Raw genomic sequence first — 19,866 nt, 5'->3', positions numbered from 1 at the left:
TCTCCCCACCAAGCCGTCACCCACGCGATCTTCGACCCGCCGAAGGCACCCTTACGATGGGACGCATGACTGCTTCGCCTGGCCGCCGTGTCCTGCTCGCCGCCCCCCGTGGCTACTGCGCGGGCGTGGACCGCGCCGTGATCGCTGTCGAGAAAGCCCTGGAGCAGTACGGCGCTCCGGTGTACGTCCGGCACGAGATCGTCCACAACAAGTACGTCGTGCAGACCCTGGAGAAGAAGGGCGCCATCTTCGTCGAGCGAACGGAGGAGGTGCCGCCGGGGAACATCGTGATGTTCTCCGCGCACGGCGTCGCCCCCGTCGTCCACGAAGAGGCCAAGCGCGGCCAACTCGCCACCATCGACGCCACCTGCCCCCTGGTCACCAAGGTCCACAAGGAAGCCGTCCGCTTCGCGAACGAGGACTACGACATCCTCCTGATCGGACACGAGGGCCACGAAGAGGTCATCGGAACGTCCGGCGAGGCCCCCGACCACATCCAGCTCGTCGACGGCCCGGACGATGTCGCCAAGGTCGAGGTCCGCGACCCGTCGAAGATCGTGTGGCTGTCCCAGACCACCCTCTCCGTCGACGAGACCATGGAGACCGTCGACGCGCTGAAGGAGAAGTTCCCGCAGCTCATCTCCCCGCCCAGTGACGACATCTGCTACGCCACGCAGAACCGCCAGCTCGCGGTGAAGCAGATGGGGGCCGAGGCCGAGCTGGTCATCGTGGTCGGCTCCCGCAACTCCTCCAACTCCAAGCGGCTGGTCGAGGTCGCCAAGCTGGCCGGCTCGCGCGAGGCCTACCTCGTGGACTTCGCCGACGAGATCGACGAGGCCTGGCTGGAGGGTGTCACCACGGTGGGCGTCACCTCCGGCGCCTCCGTCCCCGAGGTACTGGTCGAGGAGGTCCTGGAGTGGCTGGCCCAGCGTGGCTACGGCGACGTCGAGCTGGTCAAGGCGGCCGAGGAGTCGATCACCTTCTCGCTGCCGAAGGAACTGCGCCGCGACCTGCGCGAGGAGGCGGCGGCGCTGATCGCCGAGCGCACGGGGCCCGGTCGTTCCGGCGACTCCGGGGAGTGACTGTCAGTCCTTCGTCGTAACGTAGGGCCATGCAGATCTTCGGCTTGGACATCGGCGGATCCGGGATCAAGGGTGCCCCGGTGGACCTGGACAGGGGCGACCTGGCGGAGGAGCGCTTCAAGGTGCTCACTCCGCACCCGGCCACGCCGGACGGGGTGGCGGACGGCGTGAAGCAGGTCGTCGAGCACTACGGCTGGACAGGGCCGGTCGGCCTGACCTTCCCCGGCGTGGTCACCGGCGGCTCCACGATCCGTACGGCGGCGAACGTCGACAAGAGCTGGATCGACACGGACGCGCGCGCGTTGTTCAGCGGCCGCCTCGGCGGCCACTCGGTGACGGTGGTCAATGACGCGGACGCGGCAGGCGTTGCCGAGATGCGCTTCGGCGCGGGCCGCGACCGCCGGGGCACCGTGATTCTCCTCACCTTCGGCACGGGCATCGGCAGCGCGCTGTTCACCGACGGCGCCCTCGTCCCCAACACCGAGCTGGGCCACCTCGAACTTCACGGCCACGACGCCGAGAAGCGCGCCTCCAGCAAGGTCAAGGAGGACGAGGACCTGTCCTGGGAGCACTGGGCCCACCGCGTCCAGAAGTACCTCGCCCATGTCGAAATGCTGTTCTCTCCGGAACTGTTCATCATCGGCGGCGGCGTGAGCAGGAAGGCCCACAAGTTCCTGCCTCACATCGAGGGCATCAAGGCGGAGATCGTCCCGGCGCAGCTGCAGAACAACGCGGGGATCGTGGGCGCGGCGATGCACGCGGCGGAGCAGGACCGCTAGCCGGCCCTGCGACCGTGGGGGCCGACGGTCACGGCTGCCGGCGCCGGGCCATCTCCCGGAGCGCCACCAGACGCACTCTCCGTACGATCACGATGAGACCGGCGATCAGGGTGCCCCCGTACAGCCACCCGGCCTGCGTGGCGAGGCCGGTGAAGAGCCCCATCAGGTGCCCGCCGATCCCCTCGCCGTGGTCGGACAGCGGAAGCAGCCCCACGGCGAACGCGATCGGCAGGACCACCGGCGCTGTCATCAGGTCGCCCCTGCGCACCCAGACGGCCGTCAGCACACACACGGGCACGAACAGCACGCCGTACAGCGTGAGCGACGCCCCGAACAGCAGCGAGTCCAGGTACCCGAGCACGACCATCACGGCACCGCAGAACAGACCGCTGCCCAGCCCGGTGAGCCGGGGGTTGGGAAAACGGCGCAGAGCCTGCGGCGCCGGTGGCGTCCCCGGGCGCCGTACCGCCGCTGCCACCGGAGGCGAACTCGGGCGGCGCTGGGAGACGGGCCGGGTGGCGCGCGGGGGCGAGGCGGGTTGAGCGGGCCGGGAGGGCCGGCCGACTCGGGCAGCCGCGGCGGACCGCGCGGCATCTCCGGTCCGTGGGTCTTCTACGGCCCCTGCGGACCGGGCAGACCGGCCGCGAGCGGGCCAGGCGGACCGGCCGCGGGCGGGCCAGGCGGACCGAGCCGCACCACTCACACCGCGGGCAGATCCGCCCTCGCCCCGCCTCATGCCGCCCTCACCCCGCACCACTCGGTCTTCACCCCGCGCCAGTCCACTTGCATCGTCTTCACTTCGCCGCTGCCCCGTACCGTCTCGCCCGCGCCCCGAGCTGGATTGTTCGCGCCGCGCTCCTCGCCGTCCGTGCCCCGCGTCAGTCCGCTGGTGCCGGTCTTCACCGCGCCGCCGCCCCGCACGTCTTCGTCCGCGCCCCGCACCTCTTGGTCGCCGCCCCGCACCTCCTCGTCGCCGCCCGGCACGTCTTCGTCCGCGCCCCGCACCGCGCCGTTCGCGGCGCGCTCCAAGCTGTCCTCTCCCGGCACTGCTCCGCTCACACCTCGCGCCAGGACGTATGCCCCTCGCACCATGCGGTTCGCGCCCCGTACCGGTCCGTCCGCGCTCCGCATCGGCCCGTCTCGTCCCCGCACCGCACCGCCCTCACCCCTTCCCGGCCCGCCCTCACCCCGTCCAGGCCCGCCCCCACCCCGTCCCGGCCTGCACCCGCATCCCCGCGGTTCGTCCCCTCCCCGCACTGTCTCGGCCCGGCCCCGTATGGCGCGGCCGCCATTCGGCCCCGCGGCACCTCCACCTCCGGCCGCCCGCTGCGCCGGCGGTGGTGGCGTACCGCGTGGCGATCCGTGCCCGGCAGGTCGCGCCCCGTATTGCTCCACTGGTCCAACCTAGGTCGGTTTATGTGGCGAATCGGGGATCGGACACGCCCGCGGGCGGACCTTGGCCAGGTGTTCGACAGGGCGCCGGGGCCCGGGCCGGTACGCCGTAGACTGGTGGATCGGCCCGTGCATCTGCATCGAAGATCCAAGAAGGACCGGGCCCCAGCCCAGCCCCTGAAGTCCTCTCACGTACGGGAAGTCGCAACGTGTCGCTCACGATCGGAATCGTCGGTCTGCCGAATGTCGGCAAGTCGACCCTGTTCAACGCCCTGACCAAGAACGACGTGCTGGCGGCCAACTACCCGTTCGCCACGATCGAGCCCAACGTCGGCGTGGTCGGCGTCCCGGACCCTCGTCTCACCAAGCTGGCCGAGATCTTCTCCTCCCAGCGCGTCCTGCCGGCCACCGTCGACTTCGTCGACATCGCGGGCATCGTGCGCGGCGCGTCCGAGGGCGAGGGCCTGGGCAACAAGTTCCTCGCGAACATCCGTGAGTCCGACGCGATCTGCCAGGTCATCCGCGCCTTCAAGGACGAGAACGTCGTACACGTCGACGGCAAGGTCTCGCCCAAGGACGACATCGAGACGATCAACACCGAGCTGATCCTCGCCGACCTGCAGACCATCGAGAAGGTCCTGCCCCGGCTCCAGAAGGAGTCGCGGATCAAGAAGGACATCGCGCCGAAGGTGAAGGCCGTCGAGGAGGCCCAGGAGATCCTGGAGAAGGGCGACACGCTCTTCGCGCACGGCATCGTCCAGGGCACCGAGCGCAACGAGCTCCTGCACGACCTGCACCTGCTCACCACGAAGCCCTTCCTCTACGTCTTCAACGTCGACGAGGACGAGCTGACCGACGAGGACTTCAAGAACGAGCAGCGCGCCCTCGTCGCCCCCGCCGAGGCGATCTTCCTCAACGCCAAGCTGGAGGCGGACCTCGCCGAGCTCGACGAGGACGAGGCCCTCGAACTCCTCCAGTCCGTCGGCCAGGACGAGCCCGGCCTCGCCACCCTCGCCCACGTCGGCTTCAACACCCTCGGCCTGCAGACCTACCTGACGGCCGGCCCCAAGGAATCCCGCGCCTGGACCATCAAGAGGGGCGCCACTGCCCCCGAGGCCGCCGGCGTCATCCACACCGACTTCCAGAAGGGCTTCATCAAGGCCGAGGTCATCTCCTTCGCCGACCTGGTGGAGACCGGCTCGGTCGCCGAGGCCCGCGCCAAGGGCAAGGCGCGCATGGAGGGCAAGGACTACGTGATGCAGGACGGGGACGTCGTGGAGTTCCGCTTCAACGTATAGCGGGTGACTTACCACCACGTCGCTGATCTGGCAAACATGCAGGTCAGAGAGGGTCCGGCTCTTCGGGGTCGGGCCCTTTGTTTTTCCCGTGCTGGGATGGTGCTGGGATAGCTGACCCTTCGTCACCTGTCGTCATCCCTGGTCATCCGTACCGTGCTGGGATCGTGCTGGGAGGGGATGGGAAGCCCGTGCTGGTTTTTGGGCAGTGATCTGCTCGGTGCGCGGGGTGGGCGGGGAGAGGTTTCATCCACACGTCTTCTTTACGACCCTGGGATGCCACGAGAATTCGGGCGTAGCACTTTTCCTACTCGTTTGACACACTCGGGGTATGGGTGAGACGACGTACAGCATCGGGGAAGGCCCAGCGACCCGGGTGAGCCTGTCGCTGCCGGAGGGGACCGCGGAGGCGATCCGGGCGCGGGTGGGCAAGCGGGAGTTCTCCGCGTTCATCACCGAGGCGGTCGAGCGTGAGCTGCGCGGGCAGGTCCTGGACGAGTACCTGGCTGACTACGAGAGCCGCAAGGGGCCCGTCTCCGAACCGGCTCGGCAGCGGGCGCGGCAGGTCTTCGACGAGGTGTTCGCCGAGGAGGCGGAGTGGCCCGCCGCAGGCTGAGTCACGAGGGGACGCTGGTCCTCGACAGCGAGGGGCTCTCGAAGCTGCTCGCCGACGACGAGCAGGTGGTGGCTCTGATCGCCGAGGCACGCTCGCGCGGCATGGAGGTCGTGATCAGTGCGCTCACCATCATCGAAGCGGTCCATGCCCGTACGAACAAGTCCCGCCTGAATTGGGCGCTTTCCGGGCTGCGGGTCGTCCCGGTGGGTGACGAGGAGGCGAGGGCGGCCTCGAAGTTGCTGATGAATGCCGGGTTGCACGGGCACAAGTACGCGATCGATGCGGCGGTCGCCGAGGCGGCGCTGCGGCAGCACCGTCCCGTGGTCATGCTGACTTCCGATATCGACGACATGGCCAAGCTGTGCGGTGAGCGGGTCCGGCTCGTGGCGGTGTGATTTCCACTAGTCGGCTTTCTGCCTTTCGACGGTTGGTCAGTGAGTGGCGGTGGAGCTCCAAGTATTCGGTGCTGCTGATGTAGCACCCTTTGGGCTGGCTATTCGTACGGCTGAATCGTCGGCACCTGCTTGCAGGAGACGGTAGCGGGGCGGTGTATGCGCGTCGGCCGACAGTGAAGGCACCTGGGGGTGCGGTTGTTCTGCGTCTTCCGGGGAAGCGCTCCTCCGCGGCGAGGTTTCCTTCCGGCCGCAGCCCTGGCAGCCGTGCGATCGCTGTGGTGGGCGAGATCAGGGGGAGAGTGTGCTCGGTGCCGTGTCCGCTGACGCCTACGGCTGCCGCGGGCCTTCCGGGGTCGCGCCCGCTCGGGCAGTGCCGAGAGGGGTGCGGCGGCGCTCCGTGCGACCGGGATGGACTTGAAGTTGTTGCTGGGGTCGGGTGCGGAGATGATCGTGTGGCTCGCTCGGATCGCGCACTTGAGATCGTCCTGGTCCGTGACATCCCCGATGGGGACGTGATGGTGGAGGAGGGCGGTGTTGCCGTTTCGGTCACTAGCTGACCGAAACGGTGACCTTTGGTCATGAAGCCAACCGTGAGGCCCACCAGCGAGGAGATCGATCGTGCCCTGATCGACGTGGCGGCCTTCGTGTTTGCGCGGCACGGGTTCGCTCAGGGGCCCGTGCAGGCGATCGCTGACGGTGCCGGCTACTCCAAGGCGGCTGTGCTGAAGCGCTTTGGCTCGAAGGAGCGGATCCAGGACGCCGTGGTGGCTCGCGCGGAGGAACATGCCGCACGAGTGGCGGCTGCGGGTGAGGGCCTCCCGGTCGGGCTCGAGCGGGACGCCGCCCTGCTCGGTGCGCTGGTCGAGCTGATCGAGGAGTGGCCGGGGACTGGCGCGCTCATGGCCGGCGCCTTCTGGCTGACGCGAGAGCCCGAGATCATGCAACGCCTCTCCGGGGCGCAGCGCATGTTGATGGAAGCCTTCGATCCCGATGTCTGGACTGATGAGGTACGGCATGTGCGGGTGGTGTCTGCGATCGGTGCTGTGACCGTCACGATGATGGCGAACCGTGAGGCAAGGTGGACCGAGCGCACTGATGCGGTGATTGCCGCGGGCCTTGGCGCACTGGGCCACAGGGGCAACGGCGATGCCGGCACGGGTGATTGAGGCACTGCGACGGGGTAGCCGGCGCTGCAGTACGGCACAACGGGCCAGGTGACCGGTGCGCAGCGTCGGCTGAGGCAATGCTGCGTCACTTGTACAGTTCGGCCGGGCAGGGTGCCCGACGTGGCTCGAGGGGCCACTCGTCATGGCTCGCTGACCGCACCCGCCTGGCAGTGACGACGGCTCAGGATCTCGGCTCGAAGGACTCCTTCGTCAGGAGGGTGGCCGGGGCGCCCGCAGAGGAACACCGCAAATGGCCGGCGTCCATGCCCCTTCTTTTTCTGTGGCAGCCCCAGTGCGTCAGGAGGCAGCGCTCCCTGTGCAGGCGGCACGGCGGCAGACAGTTGCTGGCCGTGCGGCCGGTCGCCGTTCACGGTGTAGGCGTGTTCGCGTGGCTTGCGGCGGGGGAGCAGGACGTCGTGGAGGGCGCCCGGGACGGGGACGATGGTGGTTTCGTTGCCGAGGCAACCCGACCAGCAGGCAATCTGGGCGACGTCCAGGACGGTATCGGAGCGGTCGCCGACCTCGGACGAGCGGTCGTCGATGGGCTGATCGAAGGGGGGCGCCGCCGCTCCGTGCCCAACCGGCGATCTCCAAAGTGGATACGGTGTTGCTGTTATGGTGCTGGCCGAGGAGGTGGACGTTCAGTGGCAGCAGCTGGTCCTGTGGGAGCGACCACGGCATCGGGTCGGGGCCCGGGGCGTCCGCCCGTGCCGCTGGAGCGCATCGTCGCTACCGCACTGCAGATCGTGGACGATGAAGGGGCCGACGCTCTCTCGATGCGGACGCTGGCTCAGCGCCTGGGCTCGGGCACGGCGACGCTGTACCGGCATTTCGACAACCGGGCAGCGCTGGTCGCCCATGTCGTGGACCGCATGTTCGGCGCCGTGGAATTGAATGGCGACGAACTCCTCGCGATGGGCTGGCAGCAAGCCCTGCGGACGGTCGCGCACACCATGTTCGAGTCCCTGGCCCGGCACCGGAACGCGGCGCGCCTGATGGTCGAAGAGATTCCCCTGGGGCCGAACGCCATGGCGCTGCGGGAGCACTGCGTCGCGGCGTTGCTCGACAGCGGCTTCCCGCCGCGAATGGCCGCGCACACCTTTGCCACCCTCTCCCGCTACGTCCTCGGATTCGCCATACAGGTCAACGGTCATGGCGAAGGCGGGCAACTCGACGACGCGCAACTGTCCGCCGTCTTTCAGAGCGTCGATCCAGCCTTGTTCCCGGCAACGGTCACCGTCGCCGAGTCGATGCCCGTTCCGATCGAGGACGAGTTCTCCTTCGGACTCGAACTCCTTCTCAGCGGGCTTGCCCACCTGCGCGACGACACCTGACCAGCCAGGACGATGCGAACCTGAGGCCGCCCGCCTACGGGGTCATCTCGGTCGGCATGGAGCGTCGCCACAGCTGCTGGTGCTGAGCGCGTGATCTCGTGCGGTCGGCGGCTCGTCAGCGGAAGGCGAAGTGCTCGGCGTGGAGATGCTGGCGCGGGACGCCCTGGCGATGGAGGGCGCGAGTGAGGTTTTCGATCATGGAGGCGGGGCCGCAGAGGAAGACGTGCGTGTCGGGGGTGATCGGTCCGGCCTCGGCCTGGATTCTTTCGGCGGTCAGACGGCCGTGGCTGCGGCTGAACGTCGGGTGGAGCCGGAACTCGGGGCGGTGTGCTGCCGCAGCGGTGAGTTCCGGGAGGAACGGCGCGTCTTCGGCGGTGGGGGCGCAGTAGAACAGGTCGGTGCGGGGCGGCTCTGCACCGGTGTGGGTGAGCCAGCCGAGGAAGGGCGCGGTACCGATGCCCCCCGCGATCCATATCTGCCGGGGTCCGCCGAGGGTGTGGTCGAACATGCCGTAAGGACCCTTGAGGGTTGCGGGGTGTCCTTCACTTATGTCCGTGTAGAGGCGGCGTGTACCGCGGCCCACGGCACGGATGGTGAGGCGTACCGAGCCGTCGGCCTGCGTTCCTGCGACGCTGAAGGGGTGTTCGCGCCAGCCGCCGACCCGCAGGTAGACGAACTGGCCCTTGTCACGGGAAGCGCCGTCTCGCCGGTGGGCGTGAGGGTGAGGTCGAGGATGTCGGGTGTCGGCCGCTCGACACGGTGGACGGTGTAGTCCGCCCGGGTTTCCATGTGCCGTAGCACCAGTTCGTCGTAGGTGTAGGCGGCCATGCCGATGGTGGCCATGGTGACGTAGATCGCCAGGAGGGGCGTGGATCCGTTGATGATGAGATCGAGGAACCAGCCGTGCAGCAGCGCCGCCAGGAGCAGCAGGCCGATGGCGGAGACGGCGCCGAGGAGATGGCCCATCCCTACCGACGCGGGCCGGTGGGCGTAGCCGTACTGGCTCCCGTCGAAACCGGAGAGAAAGTGGAGGAGCAGGTGGGGGGTGAGCAGGAGAATGGACCATACGGCGTACAGCTTGTGCTGACGGTACATACGGTCCAGGCCGCCGAACCACTGCTCCAACCACATCAGGCGGGTGGCCAGCACCAGGGTGCAGGGGTCCGACGTGCGCTTCTTCAGGCGCGCATCCAAGGGGGCGCGCGCGATCCGGATAGCGTAGATCGCCATCACGATCAGGCGGGCATCGTCTACCCCTCGGGGTGAGCACTGTGGACGAAGGGGCGCTGGTGAAGGCAGGGCGGACCGCGCGGTCGCGGCTTGAGCGCCCTCGAGCCCAGGCGTTTCCCGCCATCCTAATATTGGCTACAACGTAGCCGTTTAGCTGGTTTGGATCCAGTGGTGCAATCGGATGCCCATCAGCCAGCCCATCCGCAGCGCTTCAGGTGAACAAGGCCGCGAGGTATGAGGCGACAAGCACCGCGCACACGACGGCGGGCGCGAGTTTGGCGACCGGGTCGCCCTTGCGCAGGTGTACGACCACAGCTCCGGCGAGCAGCAGGAGAAGCCCGACCCCCGCGAGGCCGCCGAGCGGCGGCATGGCGAGGCCGAGCGCCACGCCGGCGACTCCTGCCAGTTGCAGCACGCCGATGCGGCGGTAGGCGGCGACGGAGAAGCCAGTCTCGGCGGCCAGCTCGCGCGCCTTCGGCACTGCAAGTGCATTGAGCACTCCGAGCGTCCCGAAGACCAGGGCGATGACGCAGGCGAGGGTGATGGTGAGGGTCATGAGGTATCTCCAGGGTGCCGGCGTCGTGGCGGCGGGCGTCAAGGGTGACGGTCTGATGGCGGGCGGGTCGTCGCGAGACCGTTATGGGGCGTGTCGGGCGCGGTCGATTCGCCGACCAGGCGCATCGCTCGGCGCCCGGACGGGCGATGTGGTCGATCGGGGCAGCGGCTCAGCCTAGCGTAATAACGGTAACAGTGTAACCGTTATGATGGTCGGCGAAGCGGACCGCATCGCGGTGCCAAGAAGGAGAGCCAGACATGAGCAGTCCCCAGATGCACGTAGTCGCCGCATTCATGCGGCTGGCCCTCAAAGGCAAGGCGGCCCCGGACCCCGTGGCCGGGTCGAAGGAGCCACCTCGTCCGCCCGCCAAACTGGTAGAGCGGCACGACGTGAACTCGCGCCGCATCGACGGTTTCGAATGCCACACCGTCAGTCCGCGCGGGCGCCGCGCGGAGCGAACGGTCGTCTATCTGCACGGCGGCGCCTACATCAGACACCTCTCGCCCCGGCACTGGCAGTTGATCTCGCAGCTCGTGGACGCCGGTGTACGAGTCGAGGTGGCGCACTACGGGCTGGCGCCGAAGTACACCTACCGTGACGCCTATCCCTTCGTCACTGCCGTCTACCGCGACCTGCTCGGCGACCCGGACACCGGCCAGGTCACGATCATGGGCGACTCCGCCGGCGCGGGCTTGGCTCTGGGCATGGCGCAGAGCCTGGTCGGCTCGGGTCTGCCCCAGCCGACCCGAGTAGTACTGATCTCCCCCTGGCTGGATCTGACTCTGACCAACCCTGCTATTCCCGCGGTCGAAGCCCGAGATCCGTTCCTCACCACCAGCAGCCTGCTCGCGGCCGCACGTGGCTGGGCAGGCGGGGACGACCCCGCCCAACCCCGGCTCAGTCCCGTCAATGGCCCGCTTGACCCCCTGGCGCCCATCGACGTCTACATCGGCACTCGCGACTTGTGCTACCCGGACGTCCGGCGCCTGGAAGAACGGGCTGCCGCGGAAGGGGCAGCGGTGAATGTCATCGTGTGCGACGGTGCGGTCCATGCCTACCCGCTCGTCCCCGCTCCCGAGGGGCGTGCTGCGGCCCGCGCCATCGTGCGGTCCGCGGCCTCCTGAGCGGGTGAGAGGCGATCTTCAGAGACAGGCGCTCTGTAGCCGAGCGTCTGCCTCTTCTGCTGTGTCGGGTCAGGTACGGGCGGCCAGCCTGGCTTCGACGCCGTCGAGAAGTGACTGCAGTCCGAAGGACACATACGGGCGAGGGGTGGCTGCGAGGGCGGCGCCGATCGCAAACGTGACGACGCTCTGGGCGGCCTGCTCGGCATCCCGCCTGGTGAGGCCCGACGCCTCGCAGACCGCGAGCAGGTGCTCGTCATGGCGGCCCCTGGCCGGGCCGTCGAGAGGCTGGATGGTCATGGCGGCCAGCAGCCAGGGGTGCCTGAGAAGCATCGAATGCAGGTTGTCGGCCATGGCCAGGAGGGCCGGACGCCATTCGACGCCGTCGAGCGCGGGGAGGGGTGTCTGCCCCCAGACGGTGTCAGCCGCCAGCAGGAGCAGATCGTGTCTGCTCTTGACGTGCCAGTAGAGTGCCGCCGCGGTGATGCCGAGACGGCTGCCGAGTCTTCGCATGCTCAGACTCTCGATGCCGCCCTCGTCCAGAAGGGCGATGGCCGCCTGGACGATCTGCTCCTGGTGCAGGGCGTCGCGGGGCATCCCCGCGGTAGTCGGCATGGGGCTGCTCACGGCACCTTCTTGCTTGCTGGGCGAAACGAGGCCGCGGTGTGCGGCTCTGAGGGCGCGTGGACATCGCGCCGACGAGGACGGGTGTCGTGCGCGCCGGCGCGGTTCATGCGTGGGGGCCGTTGCGGTAGGTCAGCCGGGAGAGCCCGCGGGCCGGATGCTGCGCAGCAGCCGCTCTCCGGACTCGCGTAGCCGGTCCTTGACCTCGTCGAGACCGGATGCGAGCAGGACGTGATCGCGTTTGCGCCAGGTGCCGGCGACCATCACGGCTTCGATGTTGGCGATGTCGGCGTGCAGGACCGTGGCGACCGGGTCGTGCGCCGGCCACAGGTTGAGCGCCCGGGCGTCGACGGCGACCAGATCGGCCTGCATGCTCGCCTCGATCCGGCCCACCTTGTCTGCCAGGCCCAGTGCCTTCGCTCCTTCCACCGTGGCCCACGCAAGCGCCTGTTTGCTGGTGACGGACGGTGTGTTGGCGTACGTGCCGGTCGTCTGCCGGTGGTGGGCGTGGTCCAGGCTCCGCTGGTGGGCCAGAGCGATCCGGGCGGCGGTGAGCACCGTGCCGGGTACGGCGGTGTCGATGTCGGTGCCCAGCGAGGGTGCCGCGTCCAGGCTCAGCAGGGATCCGGTGATGGGTGTGCCGTGTCCCTGGCCCAGTTCGTTCTCCGGGGTGGTGGTGAAAGTGACGCCCGCTTCGAGGAGCGTCTTCAGCCAGTCCGCGGGCAGGTCGATCCCGTGCGCGATGTTGGTCAGGGGGCTGAACAGTCCGGCGTTGCGCACGGCCTCCCAGCCGGGTGAGGGTTCGCCGCCGCTCTGGTGCATCGAGACGACGAGGCCGCGTTCCGCGCCGGCTCGGAAGTCGGCCACCGCGGTCTCGGCGGAGGAGTACTGCGGCCCCTGGAGGGCCATGCCCACGGTGAGGAGGGCGTGGTCGCGGGTGGGCCCGTCGAGCAGCCGGTCGATCTCGGCGAGCGGGTGGGGTGTGTCCGGCGAGCGGTAGGGCGTGCCGTGCAGGAAGACCGCGCGGATCCCGGCCTGGAGCAGTCCCTCGACGGCCGCGTCGGCGTGGTCGGCGGAGAGGGCGTTGTGACACCAGTCGCCCACCGTGGTCGTACCGCAGTTGAGCTGGTTCAGGGCGCCGGCGAGATTGCTGATGTGCATGTCGGCCGGGGTGTAGTGCCCGACGCACTTGCCGTGCAGGTGGGTGAGGTACTGCATCAGCGTCCAGTCGGCGCCCGCGGAGCGCAGCGCGGTCTGCCAGGTGTGCAGATGCGCGTTGACCAGGCCGGGGATGATGACGCGGCCGGAGAAGTCGACGACCTCTGCGCCGGGCGCCTCGATGGTTTCGCCGACGGCGGCGATGGTCTCGCCGTCGACGAGGATGTCGACCTGCTCGGCGTCCGGCCGGTCCGGCGTCATCGTGATGACCTGCGCCCCGCGCAGCAGTATGCGGCTCATTCACTGGCCCCCGAACCGGCGGAGGTGCGGCTCTGCTGGGACATGGCGCGGCTCCTTGCCTCGGGCGTCATTGCCCGCACGGCGGCTTGTGTGGTGGTGAGGAAATCCCGAGTGGCGATGTGCCCGATGTAGCCGTCGGGACGGATCAGCAGCAGCGTGTCGCCGGTCAGGCCGTAGGCACTGCGCAGCGTGTTCCTGGGGTCGGAGAAGGCGCGGCCGTCGCCCGCGGCCGATCCGACCGTCAGCCGCTTCAGCTGGGCGCCCGTCGTCGGCCAGTCGAGGAGTTCGAGGTCCCGGGCGGCGCCGGGGCCGTAGGCGATGGCGGTGAAGTGTGGTCCCTGGAAGAGGTGGAACAGGCGGATCTCGGCGCCGTCGGCGCTGAGCAGTCGGGCGTCCGGGGCGCGGTCGCCCACGTGCAGCGTGCTGGTGTCGCTGCTGTCGCCGTCGGCGGGGGCGAGCGGGCCGCCGTAGTAGGTCAGGGAGAGCTGCTGCTCGTCCTTGCCGCGCTTCATGCTGGAGGGGTCGAGCTTGGCGATGCCGCCCCATTTCTCCGTGGACAGTCCCAGGACCCCGGCGGCGATCGGCTGCCGCTCGGCCTCGTAGGTGGCAAGGAGGACCGGGTCGGCTCCGGCGAGGACCTGGCCGAGCTTCCAGCCGAGGTTGTAGCCGTCCTGCATACCGGTGTTCAGGCCCTGGGCACCGGCCGGGGTGTGGACGTGCGCCGCGTCGCCGACGAGGAAGACACGTCCGCGGCCGTAGTGCTCCGCAAGACGGATGTTGGGCCGGAACACGGACGTCCAGTGGATCTCGTGCAGCTGGATGTGCCGGTTGCGGGTGTGGGAGTGGATCCGGTCGACGATGGCGCCGATCTCCTGGGGCGGCTTCTCGTCGGGCGTGAGCCGGATCATCCACTGGAACATGTCGCTGTGGGGCAGCGGGCAGGCGGCGATGAGCTTGCCGCCAAGGCCGGGCCACATGTGCCACCGGTTGCGGGCCAGGCCACTCACGGAGGCATCCACGATCAGCACGCGGTCGGACTCGTCCGTCGTCCCCACGAAACCGATGTCGAGCTGCTTGCGCACCGCACTGGAGCCGCCGTCGGCCCCCACGGCATAGCGGGCGACGATCTCCTCGACCCCCTCCGGGCCCACCACCTTGGCGACCACCGCGTCCTCGTCCTGCGTCAGCTCGGTCAGTTCCTTGCCGAACTCGACCTCGCGGCCGAGCTCACTGAGCCGGGCATGCAGGGCGCGGTCCGTGCGGAACTGCGGGATCAGCCAGGTGTTCGGGTACGGGACGTCCGCGGTTGCCTCTTTGTGGGGGAACATCTTCCACGGCACACCGATGGGTCCTGCGTGGATCCCGAGCTTGGGATAGCTGTTGCCGCCGGCCAGCACGTCGTCGAGAGCGCCGAGGTCCTCGAGGACTTCGAGGCTGCGGGGCTGGATGCCCTTGGCGCGCGAGCCGTCGAAAGCGTGGGGGGACCTGTCGACGATCCGGACGTCGAGTCCGCGGCGTACGAGGTCGATCGCCAAGGCGGAGCCCGAGGGGCCGGCACCGACGATCAGGACGTCGATGGCCTGCGGGTTGTTCATGAGTCGAGCCTTTCGGTGCGTGCGGACACGAACGGGACGAGCTGATCGGCTACGTCGCGAGGCCGTTCGAAGGGGGCCATATGTCCGCATTTATTGATCACGTGATGTTTCTGAGGCTTCAGCAGGGCGCGTGCCGTGTCGAAGTGCACCGGCGGTGTGACGGCGTCCTCGTCGCCCCACAGCAGCAGCGTCGGAATGCCCAGGGCCCCCGTCCGCCGGAAGAGGTCGTCACGGCCGGTGAAAGGCAGGTGCTGCAGGGTGTCGAAGACCGCGTACAGCGAGCCCTCGAAGCGGAAGGCGTCGAGGACCATCTCGGTCAGCTTCGCGCCGAGCTCGGGGTCGCGGACGTTGTGCCCCAGGTGCCCCTGGAGCAGCTGAAGGCCGCGACGGCGGGCGACCACCCCGGCCAGCAGATCGCTGCGCAGCAGCCGGTCGGGGGAGGTCAACTGCGGTTTCGCGAGACCGGCGGGGCCGACGATGGTGAGCGTGGACACCGACGAGCGGTACCGGGCGGCGTACGTCGCGCTGACCAGCGCGCCCATGGAGGTGCCGACCAGGTGCAGGGGACGCGCCGTCAGGCCGAGCCGGTCCGTCAGCTCGGCCAGCTGCCGCGTGAACAGCGTCTCGTCGTATCGCGCCTGTACCCGGTCGGAGTAGCCGCGGCCGTAGGCGCTGCAGGTCAGCGTGCGCAGCCCGCGGGCGTGCAGCTCGCTGACGAGGCCGTCCCAGTAGAACAGCGGGATGGTCAGACCGCCCGCCATCAGGACCACATCCCCGTCCTCGGGGCCCGTCAACTCGTAGTGGGTGACGCCGTCGGACAGCTCGACGAAACTGCCGCGCAGCGCCCCCCGCGAGTCGGCGGTGAGCTTGCGGTCCTCGCCCGGGGCGACGAAGTACTTCATGGAACGGGCCTCCTTGCCCTCAGTTCGCGGGGGTGTCGGCGCAGGAGCCGAGGAACTTCGCGATCGCGTCCGCGACCCACTGCGGTTCCTCCTCCGGCAGCAGATGTCCGCCGTGGGGGTGGACGAGCTCCTGGGCGCCGGGGACGTCGCGGGTGAAGTGCTGGCCGTCGATGCTCGCGCTGCGCAGCACCAGCGTGGGCACCGTGATGCGGGGGATCTGCGCGCTGCGGTCCGGCTGGTCGGTGTTGCAGAAGTCGACGAAGGCCGAGCGGTTGCCGGGGCGGCTCATGAGCTGATGGGCGCGGTCGACCATGGCGTCGTCCACGATCTGCGAATATGACCCGACGGCGCCGCGCAGGTTGCGTTCGAGTGCCCCGCGCGGCATCACCCGCCTCAGCAGGGGCCGCACCAGCGGGTTGCGGGTCAGGCGCATCCCCGCGGGCACCGTCTTCTCCGGGTAGCCGGTGGCATTGACCAGTACCAAGCCGGTCAGTCGCTCCGGATGATCCAGCGCGATGTTCCAGGCGATGTTGCCGCCCAGGGAATTGCCGGCCACCGCGTAGCGCGGCACGCCCAGCGCCTCCAGGAAGCGCGCCACCGTCGCCGCGTACGCCGGGACGCGGTAGTCGCGGTCCTTGCGCGGGCCCGTCAGCCCGAACGCCGGCAGGTCGGGACGGATGACATCGAACGAATCCCACAGCAGATCCGTCGCGCGGTCGAAGTGCTGCAGGGATGAGGCACTGCCGTGCAGCAGGACGAGTGCCGGGCCGTGCCCAGCACGCTTGTAGTGGATCCGCAGGCCGTCCACCTCGACGAACCGGGAATCGGGCTGGGGCTCAGACCAGGTACTCATAGTGGATACACTGTTACCGAAAAGTGGGTGTGTCAAGCGGAAGTCCCCGCGTGTTACGACCGCGGTGGTCTTGAGCGAGGAGATCGATCAGTTGGTGCGCCGCGCTGCCGGTCGTCCGCCGGTCCCACCGTCGACGAGGAGGGAGCGGAGGCGCTGTCGATGAGGGCCCTGGCCGAGCGCCTGGTCTGGATCTGTGGGCGCTCGCGTGGGCCCCGAGGTCTGGACGTGCATTCTGGACGGTGGCCAGGCGGCGGAGCTGGCCGTCGGCGTCCTGGAAGACCGCGAGCGAGCGCGGACGCTGTGCCGCCCTGCGAGGTTCGACGCGGTGGCACGAGCCTGATGTGGCGTGGAAGTTCCTCGGACTTCAGGCACGTGCGGGCGCTGCCGGGTAGCGTTGGCGACCTTGGGTCTTCTTGTACTTTGTCGCGGCTCCCGTGCTGGGATGCGCCTGTATTTCCGCAGTTCAGAGCCTTGTGGTGGAGTTCCGCTTCAACGTGTAGTGCCTGATTCCTTGATCGGCTGAAGTGCCCGGTCAAGGCGTAAAACCCCAGGTCAGGGGCCAGATCCTAGGGTCTGGCCCCTTCCTGTTCTCTCCGGCCGGATCAGCCTGCCTCCTGGCCGTGTGCCGGGGTTTTCGGGGTGCCGCGTGAGGTCGGACAGAACGAGGGGCGGACCTGGGGAGGGGCGCGGGAAACCCGGTACGCAGGGGGCAGGGGCGCCGGGCAGGATGGGGGAGTGGCTGACCTGCTGTGGGATGACGTCAGGGGGTTCTTCGACCCTGATCTGATGGGCGCGCTGCCGGACGTGCTCGTTCCTGGGGCCTCGGTCGAGGACTGGCAGGCTGTCCTCGACCTTGTCGACGCGAGCGGATGGAAGCACCAGTACTCCGAGGGAGAGTCGGTACTTCCGATGCCCCGGGCGGAGACAGCGCTGTCCCGCCCGGCCGATGCTGAGTGCGCGCCGTTGAGGGTCTGGCCGGCTGTCGACGTGCTGGTGATCTTCCGGTTCCATTCGTCGGACGAGATCGACTTCGATGTCGACCTGCGGGAACTCCAGGGGCAGGCGCGACTCGACTTGCTCTGCGGGTTCCTCACGGCCATCGGACGGCGGTTGGGGAAACCAGTGCTGATGGATGCCGAGGGCGGCGACGGCAGCCATCCCGTAGTCGGGTTCGACGTCGAGAGCGATCGGGTCGTGCTGTTGGCGGAGCCGTTCGCTCCTTGACGTTTCCGCGGGCATGCATCGCTGACCCTGCGGTGCCGTTCCCGCGACGGATGAGAAAACATGTTGGCCGGCTGCCGGCCAGTTGCGACGATGCGTCTGTTTCCCAGGCGGAGGGCATTTGTTCGTTTTCGTGTGTGCGGGATGCGGCGCCGAGCTGACCACCGCGCTGTCCCCGGTCTCACTGCCGGTCCACACCCGTCAGAAGTACGGGAACGGGGCCCAGCTTCCGGTCCTCATGGAGTCCGGGACGTTTGCCGTGGACCCGGACCCCTGGGGAGGGCCGTGGCGGATGTGGGACGAGATCGATCCGGACGAGGCGGAGGCACGAGGCATCTACGCGCCGGTCCACGCCCTGTCCGACAGCGCGCCCGGGGCCAGTGTCATCGCGCCGGGCGATATCCGTGGAACCCGGCTGATCCCTGAGAAACGCGGCGGTGCCTGCTGCGGTCTCGACGGAGCCGACGGGCCCAACATGGCCTGTGCGACATGCGACCTCCCCGTGGCGACCAGGATCGACGACTGCTCGCTCTGGCAGGCAGTGCGGCTCAGCCCGGACGCCGTGCACCGCATCCCCGTTGACGGTATCCACACTGCGCCCCTCTCCTGGTCGGAGCTGGCAGAGAAGGGGGAGAAGACGCCCCCGTTCGAGCCGATTGCCACGTGGGGAGGACGGCTGGGGTCGGGCCACTACTGGTCGTGGAGCCCTCAGTGGGAGGCGGCAGCGGGCCAGGCGCTCGCCCACCTGCTGGTTGCCTCCCAAGGGCAGCCGGTGAAGGTTCCGGGCGGTCTGACCGCGGACGTGTTCCAACGCGCGCTCGACGCCCTGCTGCCCGCAGGTCCTCCGAAGCGGCGCGCCGTACTGGCCGGACCTGAACAGCCCTCCCCGGACGCGGGCGCCGACATCCTTCTCGTGCCGGTCCATCCCCGGACGGGTCAGACCTGGACCCCCGCCGGCCCCACTGCGTCGGCTTACCTGGTGCCCCTGCCGCTGGGTGTGTGGCTGTGGCTGGTCTCCCCCCGGCCCTATTTGCCGGTGCCTGCGTCAGGTCGCCTACCCCGAGACGTACTCCGCGACGACCCTCTCCCGCTGCTTCCCACCTATGCGTTCCGGGCCGACCGGGATACGTTCCTGCGCACCTTGGTCCGGCTGCCGGCCGTGCGCAGCCCGTGGCTGCTCACGCTCGTCGAGAACCTCACGCAGCGCACCCGGACCCACCACCCCTTCTAGCCGTCTGGCAACCGAACAGGGCCAGACGCTCGTGCCTCCCCAAGTGGTCGACATCTGCTGTCCGATCTTCGGACCCCACCGTCAACGACCGCATGAACTGCTCTTCGCCGGCTCCATCAAGTGGCTGGCGCGGGCGCCTTTCGGCCTGCACGGTCTGGCGGCTCTCCACCGCACCGATCCGCCCTCACGGACGACCCGCTCCCGGTCGTGGCGGTCCGGCCGACGTGAGGGCCGGAGAGCCTCCGTGCGGTTTGGCGCCGGCTCAGGTGCCGCCCCGCGGGGTGAGCTTGTCGAGGTCCAGGGTGATCTCGAAGGGCACGGGGCGGGCGAGGGTGCCACGGAAGATGCCGGCGGGGGCGTAGGCGCCGGTCGGGCCGTCGAGTTCGTAGACGTGGACGACAGGGGATCCTGTCTCGTCCTCGATGCACCAGTAGTGCGGGATGCCCGCCTCCGCGTACTTGCGGAGCTTGACCGTGCGGTCCCGATGTGCGGACTCGGGTGAGACGACCTCGATGACGAGCCGCACCTCGTCCGGTGCGAACCAGGTGCGGTCTCCGTCGTAGTCCGCTGTCGTCAGCAGCAGATCCGGCTCGGGGCGATTCCGCGCGTCGAGCCTGATGGTCATCTCGCGGCCGACCCTGACATCGCCGGGTGCCTGCTCCATGAGAGCGACGGTGAGCATGGTGACGAGGTGGCCGTGCCACCACCTCTGCGGCGCCATCATGAAGACAAGCGCTCCGTCGATCAGCTCGGTGTGGCGGGGCGCCTCGGGGAGGCGGTCCAGGTCCTCCGCGAACCAGCCTTCCTCGCGCGGGGGGCGCATCCAGTCGGGCAGTGCGGTCATGGTGCAACGGTAGCGACTCGGCTGGGACCCGACCACGAGATCGTGCGGCGGCGCACCGGATGGGGAGGGGGTTCGCCGGCGGTGGCAGGATGCGGGGAGACGTTGGGGAGGGCTGGGCGGGATGGGGCGTAGTGAGCGGGAGGCGGTCGTCGGGGGGCGGCGGCTGTACGAG

Annotated in this window: 21 protein-coding genes; 10 read left to right on the top strand and 11 right to left on the bottom strand. The window is 69.1% G+C overall.

Features of this window, described 5'->3' with window-relative positions:
* Positions 1 to 56 precede the first annotated feature (56 nt).
* Entirely contained in the window at positions 57 to 1,082 is a 1,026-nt protein-coding gene (locus ACFY5C_RS34595) for a 4-hydroxy-3-methylbut-2-enyl diphosphate reductase (RefSeq protein WP_389452113.1), read from the top strand.
* Between the two features lie 29 nt (positions 1,083 to 1,111).
* The gene (gene ppgK, locus ACFY5C_RS34590) at positions 1,112 to 1,861 is read left to right on the top strand and encodes a polyphosphate--glucose phosphotransferase (RefSeq protein ID WP_389452110.1); all 750 of its coding nucleotides are present in this window, start codon (positions 1,112 to 1,114) and stop codon (positions 1,859 to 1,861) included.
* Positions 1,862 to 1,889: 28 nt separating this feature from the next.
* Here the strand turns inward: ppgK and ACFY5C_RS34585 are convergent, their stop codons facing one another.
* Together ACFY5C_RS34585 and ACFY5C_RS34580 are read right to left on the bottom strand one after the other, a co-directional pair.
* Positions 1,890 to 2,339, bottom strand: a complete 450-nt coding sequence (locus ACFY5C_RS34585; protein WP_389452107.1) for a DUF6542 domain-containing protein — start codon at positions 2,337 to 2,339, stop codon at positions 1,890 to 1,892.
* A 254-nt stretch (positions 2,340 to 2,593) separates the two neighbouring features.
* Positions 2,594 to 2,890, bottom strand: a complete 297-nt coding sequence (locus ACFY5C_RS34580) for a hypothetical protein (protein ID WP_389452104.1) — start codon at positions 2,888 to 2,890, stop codon at positions 2,594 to 2,596.
* Between the two features lie 572 nt (positions 2,891 to 3,462).
* Here ACFY5C_RS34580 and ychF point away from each other — a divergent pair.
* The 5 genes from ychF (at position 3,463) to ACFY5C_RS34555 (ending at position 8,059) form a co-directional block, all read left to right on the top strand.
* Positions 3,463 to 4,551: a redox-regulated ATPase YchF gene (gene ychF, locus ACFY5C_RS34575; protein WP_389452101.1), complete on the top strand. Its 1,089-nt coding sequence runs from the start codon at positions 3,463 to 3,465 to the stop codon at positions 4,549 to 4,551.
* 328 nt (positions 4,552 to 4,879) lie between these two features.
* Positions 4,880 to 5,164: a hypothetical protein gene (locus ACFY5C_RS34570; protein ID WP_081551891.1), complete on the top strand. Its 285-nt coding sequence runs from the start codon at positions 4,880 to 4,882 to the stop codon at positions 5,162 to 5,164.
* Complete coding sequence (locus tag ACFY5C_RS34565; protein WP_389452098.1) at positions 5,146 to 5,559, top strand: DNA-binding protein; 414 nt, start codon at positions 5,146 to 5,148, stop codon at positions 5,557 to 5,559. The genes ACFY5C_RS34570 and ACFY5C_RS34565 overlap by 19 nt, the downstream gene beginning before the upstream one ends.
* A 578-nt stretch (positions 5,560 to 6,137) precedes the next feature.
* Positions 6,138 to 6,725, top strand: coding sequence for a TetR/AcrR family transcriptional regulator (locus tag ACFY5C_RS34560; protein ID WP_389452096.1), 588 nt, complete (start codon positions 6,138 to 6,140; stop codon positions 6,723 to 6,725).
* Positions 6,726 to 7,432: 707 nt separating this feature from the next.
* The gene (locus tag ACFY5C_RS34555) at positions 7,433 to 8,059 is read left to right on the top strand and encodes a TetR/AcrR family transcriptional regulator (RefSeq protein ID WP_389452093.1); all 627 of its coding nucleotides are present in this window, start codon (positions 7,433 to 7,435) and stop codon (positions 8,057 to 8,059) included.
* 115 nt (positions 8,060 to 8,174) lie between these two features.
* On the opposite strand, the gene ACFY5C_RS34550 is transcribed toward ACFY5C_RS34555, so the two are convergent.
* The 3 genes from ACFY5C_RS34550 to ACFY5C_RS34540 form a co-directional block, all read right to left on the bottom strand.
* Positions 8,175 to 8,567: a hypothetical protein gene (locus ACFY5C_RS34550; protein WP_389452090.1), complete on the bottom strand. Its 393-nt coding sequence runs from the start codon at positions 8,565 to 8,567 to the stop codon at positions 8,175 to 8,177.
* A gap of 38 nt (positions 8,568 to 8,605) precedes the next feature.
* Positions 8,606 to 9,289: a ferric reductase-like transmembrane domain-containing protein gene (locus ACFY5C_RS34545; RefSeq protein ID WP_389452087.1), complete on the bottom strand. Its 684-nt coding sequence runs from the start codon at positions 9,287 to 9,289 to the stop codon at positions 8,606 to 8,608.
* A 211-nt stretch (positions 9,290 to 9,500) separates the two neighbouring features.
* The gene (locus ACFY5C_RS34540; RefSeq protein WP_389452084.1) at positions 9,501 to 9,845 is read right to left on the bottom strand and encodes a DoxX family protein; all 345 of its coding nucleotides are present in this window, start codon (positions 9,843 to 9,845) and stop codon (positions 9,501 to 9,503) included.
* Between the two features lie 257 nt (positions 9,846 to 10,102).
* Here ACFY5C_RS34540 and ACFY5C_RS34535 point away from each other — a divergent pair, with 257 nt between their 5' ends.
* Positions 10,103 to 10,969 carry an alpha/beta hydrolase fold domain-containing protein gene (locus ACFY5C_RS34535; RefSeq protein WP_389452081.1) on the top strand — a complete coding sequence of 289 codons (867 nt, stop codon included), beginning with the start codon at positions 10,103 to 10,105 and terminating at the stop codon, positions 10,967 to 10,969.
* A gap of 69 nt (positions 10,970 to 11,038) precedes the next feature.
* Here the strand turns inward: ACFY5C_RS34535 and ACFY5C_RS34530 are convergent, their stop codons facing one another.
* The 5 genes from ACFY5C_RS34530 to ACFY5C_RS34510 all read right to left on the bottom strand — a co-directional run bounded on the left by ACFY5C_RS34530 (position 11,039) and on the right by ACFY5C_RS34510 (position 16,398).
* The gene (locus ACFY5C_RS34530; protein ID WP_389452078.1) at positions 11,039 to 11,593 is read right to left on the bottom strand and encodes a TetR/AcrR family transcriptional regulator; all 555 of its coding nucleotides are present in this window, start codon (positions 11,591 to 11,593) and stop codon (positions 11,039 to 11,041) included.
* Between the two features lie 129 nt (positions 11,594 to 11,722).
* On the bottom strand, positions 11,723 to 13,048 hold the full coding sequence (locus ACFY5C_RS34525) for an amidohydrolase family protein (RefSeq protein ID WP_389452076.1): 1,326 nt from the start codon (positions 13,046 to 13,048) through the stop codon (positions 11,723 to 11,725).
* A complete protein-coding gene (locus ACFY5C_RS34520; RefSeq protein WP_389452073.1) occupies positions 13,045 to 14,643 on the bottom strand; it encodes an FAD-dependent oxidoreductase in 1,599 nt (532 codons plus the stop codon). Before ACFY5C_RS34520 ends, ACFY5C_RS34525 begins: the two co-directional genes overlap by 4 nt.
* On the bottom strand, positions 14,640 to 15,545 hold the full coding sequence (locus ACFY5C_RS34515) for an alpha/beta fold hydrolase (RefSeq protein WP_389452070.1): 906 nt from the start codon (positions 15,543 to 15,545) through the stop codon (positions 14,640 to 14,642). Before ACFY5C_RS34515 ends, ACFY5C_RS34520 begins: the two co-directional genes overlap by 4 nt.
* Before the next feature lie 19 nt (positions 15,546 to 15,564).
* A complete protein-coding gene (locus ACFY5C_RS34510) occupies positions 15,565 to 16,398 on the bottom strand; it encodes an alpha/beta fold hydrolase (protein ID WP_389452067.1) in 834 nt (277 codons plus the stop codon).
* 735 nt (positions 16,399 to 17,133) lie between these two features.
* Here ACFY5C_RS34510 and ACFY5C_RS34505 point away from each other — a divergent pair.
* Together ACFY5C_RS34505 and ACFY5C_RS34500 are read left to right on the top strand one after the other, a co-directional pair.
* Positions 17,134 to 17,622, top strand: coding sequence for a hypothetical protein (locus ACFY5C_RS34505; RefSeq protein ID WP_389452064.1), 489 nt, complete (start codon positions 17,134 to 17,136; stop codon positions 17,620 to 17,622).
* A gap of 118 nt (positions 17,623 to 17,740) precedes the next feature.
* Positions 17,741 to 18,850 (top strand): hypothetical protein, encoded by a 1,110-nt coding sequence (locus ACFY5C_RS34500; protein WP_086872828.1) that lies wholly within the window; start codon positions 17,741 to 17,743, stop codon positions 18,848 to 18,850.
* A 262-nt stretch (positions 18,851 to 19,112) separates the two neighbouring features.
* On the opposite strand, the gene ACFY5C_RS34495 is transcribed toward ACFY5C_RS34500, so the two are convergent.
* Complete coding sequence (locus ACFY5C_RS34495; protein WP_344408261.1) at positions 19,113 to 19,694, bottom strand: Uma2 family endonuclease; 582 nt, start codon at positions 19,692 to 19,694, stop codon at positions 19,113 to 19,115.
* Between the last annotated feature and the right edge of the window lie 172 nt (positions 19,695 to 19,866).

It is taken from the genome of Streptomyces sp. NPDC012935 (assembly GCF_042900345.1).
In the GTDB taxonomy this organism is placed as follows: domain Bacteria; phylum Actinomycetota; class Actinomycetes; order Streptomycetales; family Streptomycetaceae; genus Streptomyces.
The sequence above is the reverse complement of the archived record's forward strand: the minus strand, read 5'-3'. Positions and strand labels throughout refer to the sequence as shown.

Excerpts from the sequence above, each read along its gene's own strand:
- ACFY5C_RS34550 (WP_389452090.1), bottom strand. The coding sequence starts at position 8,567 with ATGTTCGACCACACCCTCGGCGGACCCCGGCAGATATGGATCGCGGGG.
- ACFY5C_RS34570 (WP_081551891.1), top strand. The coding sequence starts at position 4,880 with ATGGGTGAGACGACGTACAGCATCGGGGAAGGCCCAGCGACCCGGGTG.
- ppgK (WP_389452110.1), top strand. The coding sequence starts at position 1,112 with ATGCAGATCTTCGGCTTGGACATCGGCGGATCCGGGATCAAGGGTGCC.
- ACFY5C_RS34495 (WP_344408261.1), bottom strand. The coding sequence starts at position 19,694 with ATGACCGCACTGCCCGACTGGATGCGCCCCCCGCGCGAGGAAGGCTGG.
- ACFY5C_RS34595 (WP_389452113.1), top strand. The coding sequence starts at position 57 with ATGGGACGCATGACTGCTTCGCCTGGCCGCCGTGTCCTGCTCGCCGCC.
- ACFY5C_RS34515 (WP_389452070.1), bottom strand. The coding sequence starts at position 15,545 with ATGAAGTACTTCGTCGCCCCGGGCGAGGACCGCAAGCTCACCGCCGAC.
- ACFY5C_RS34540 (WP_389452084.1), bottom strand. The coding sequence starts at position 9,845 with ATGACCCTCACCATCACCCTCGCCTGCGTCATCGCCCTGGTCTTCGGG.
- ACFY5C_RS34560 (WP_389452096.1), top strand. The coding sequence starts at position 6,138 with ATGAAGCCAACCGTGAGGCCCACCAGCGAGGAGATCGATCGTGCCCTG.
- ACFY5C_RS34510 (WP_389452067.1), bottom strand. The coding sequence starts at position 16,398 with ATGAGTACCTGGTCTGAGCCCCAGCCCGATTCCCGGTTCGTCGAGGTG.
- ACFY5C_RS34520 (WP_389452073.1), bottom strand. The coding sequence starts at position 14,643 with ATGAACAACCCGCAGGCCATCGACGTCCTGATCGTCGGTGCCGGCCCC.
- ACFY5C_RS34535 (WP_389452081.1), top strand. The coding sequence starts at position 10,103 with ATGAGCAGTCCCCAGATGCACGTAGTCGCCGCATTCATGCGGCTGGCC.
- ACFY5C_RS34545 (WP_389452087.1), bottom strand. The coding sequence starts at position 9,289 with ATGGCGATCTACGCTATCCGGATCGCGCGCGCCCCCTTGGATGCGCGC.
- ACFY5C_RS34525 (WP_389452076.1), bottom strand. The coding sequence starts at position 13,048 with ATGAGCCGCATACTGCTGCGCGGGGCGCAGGTCATCACGATGACGCCG.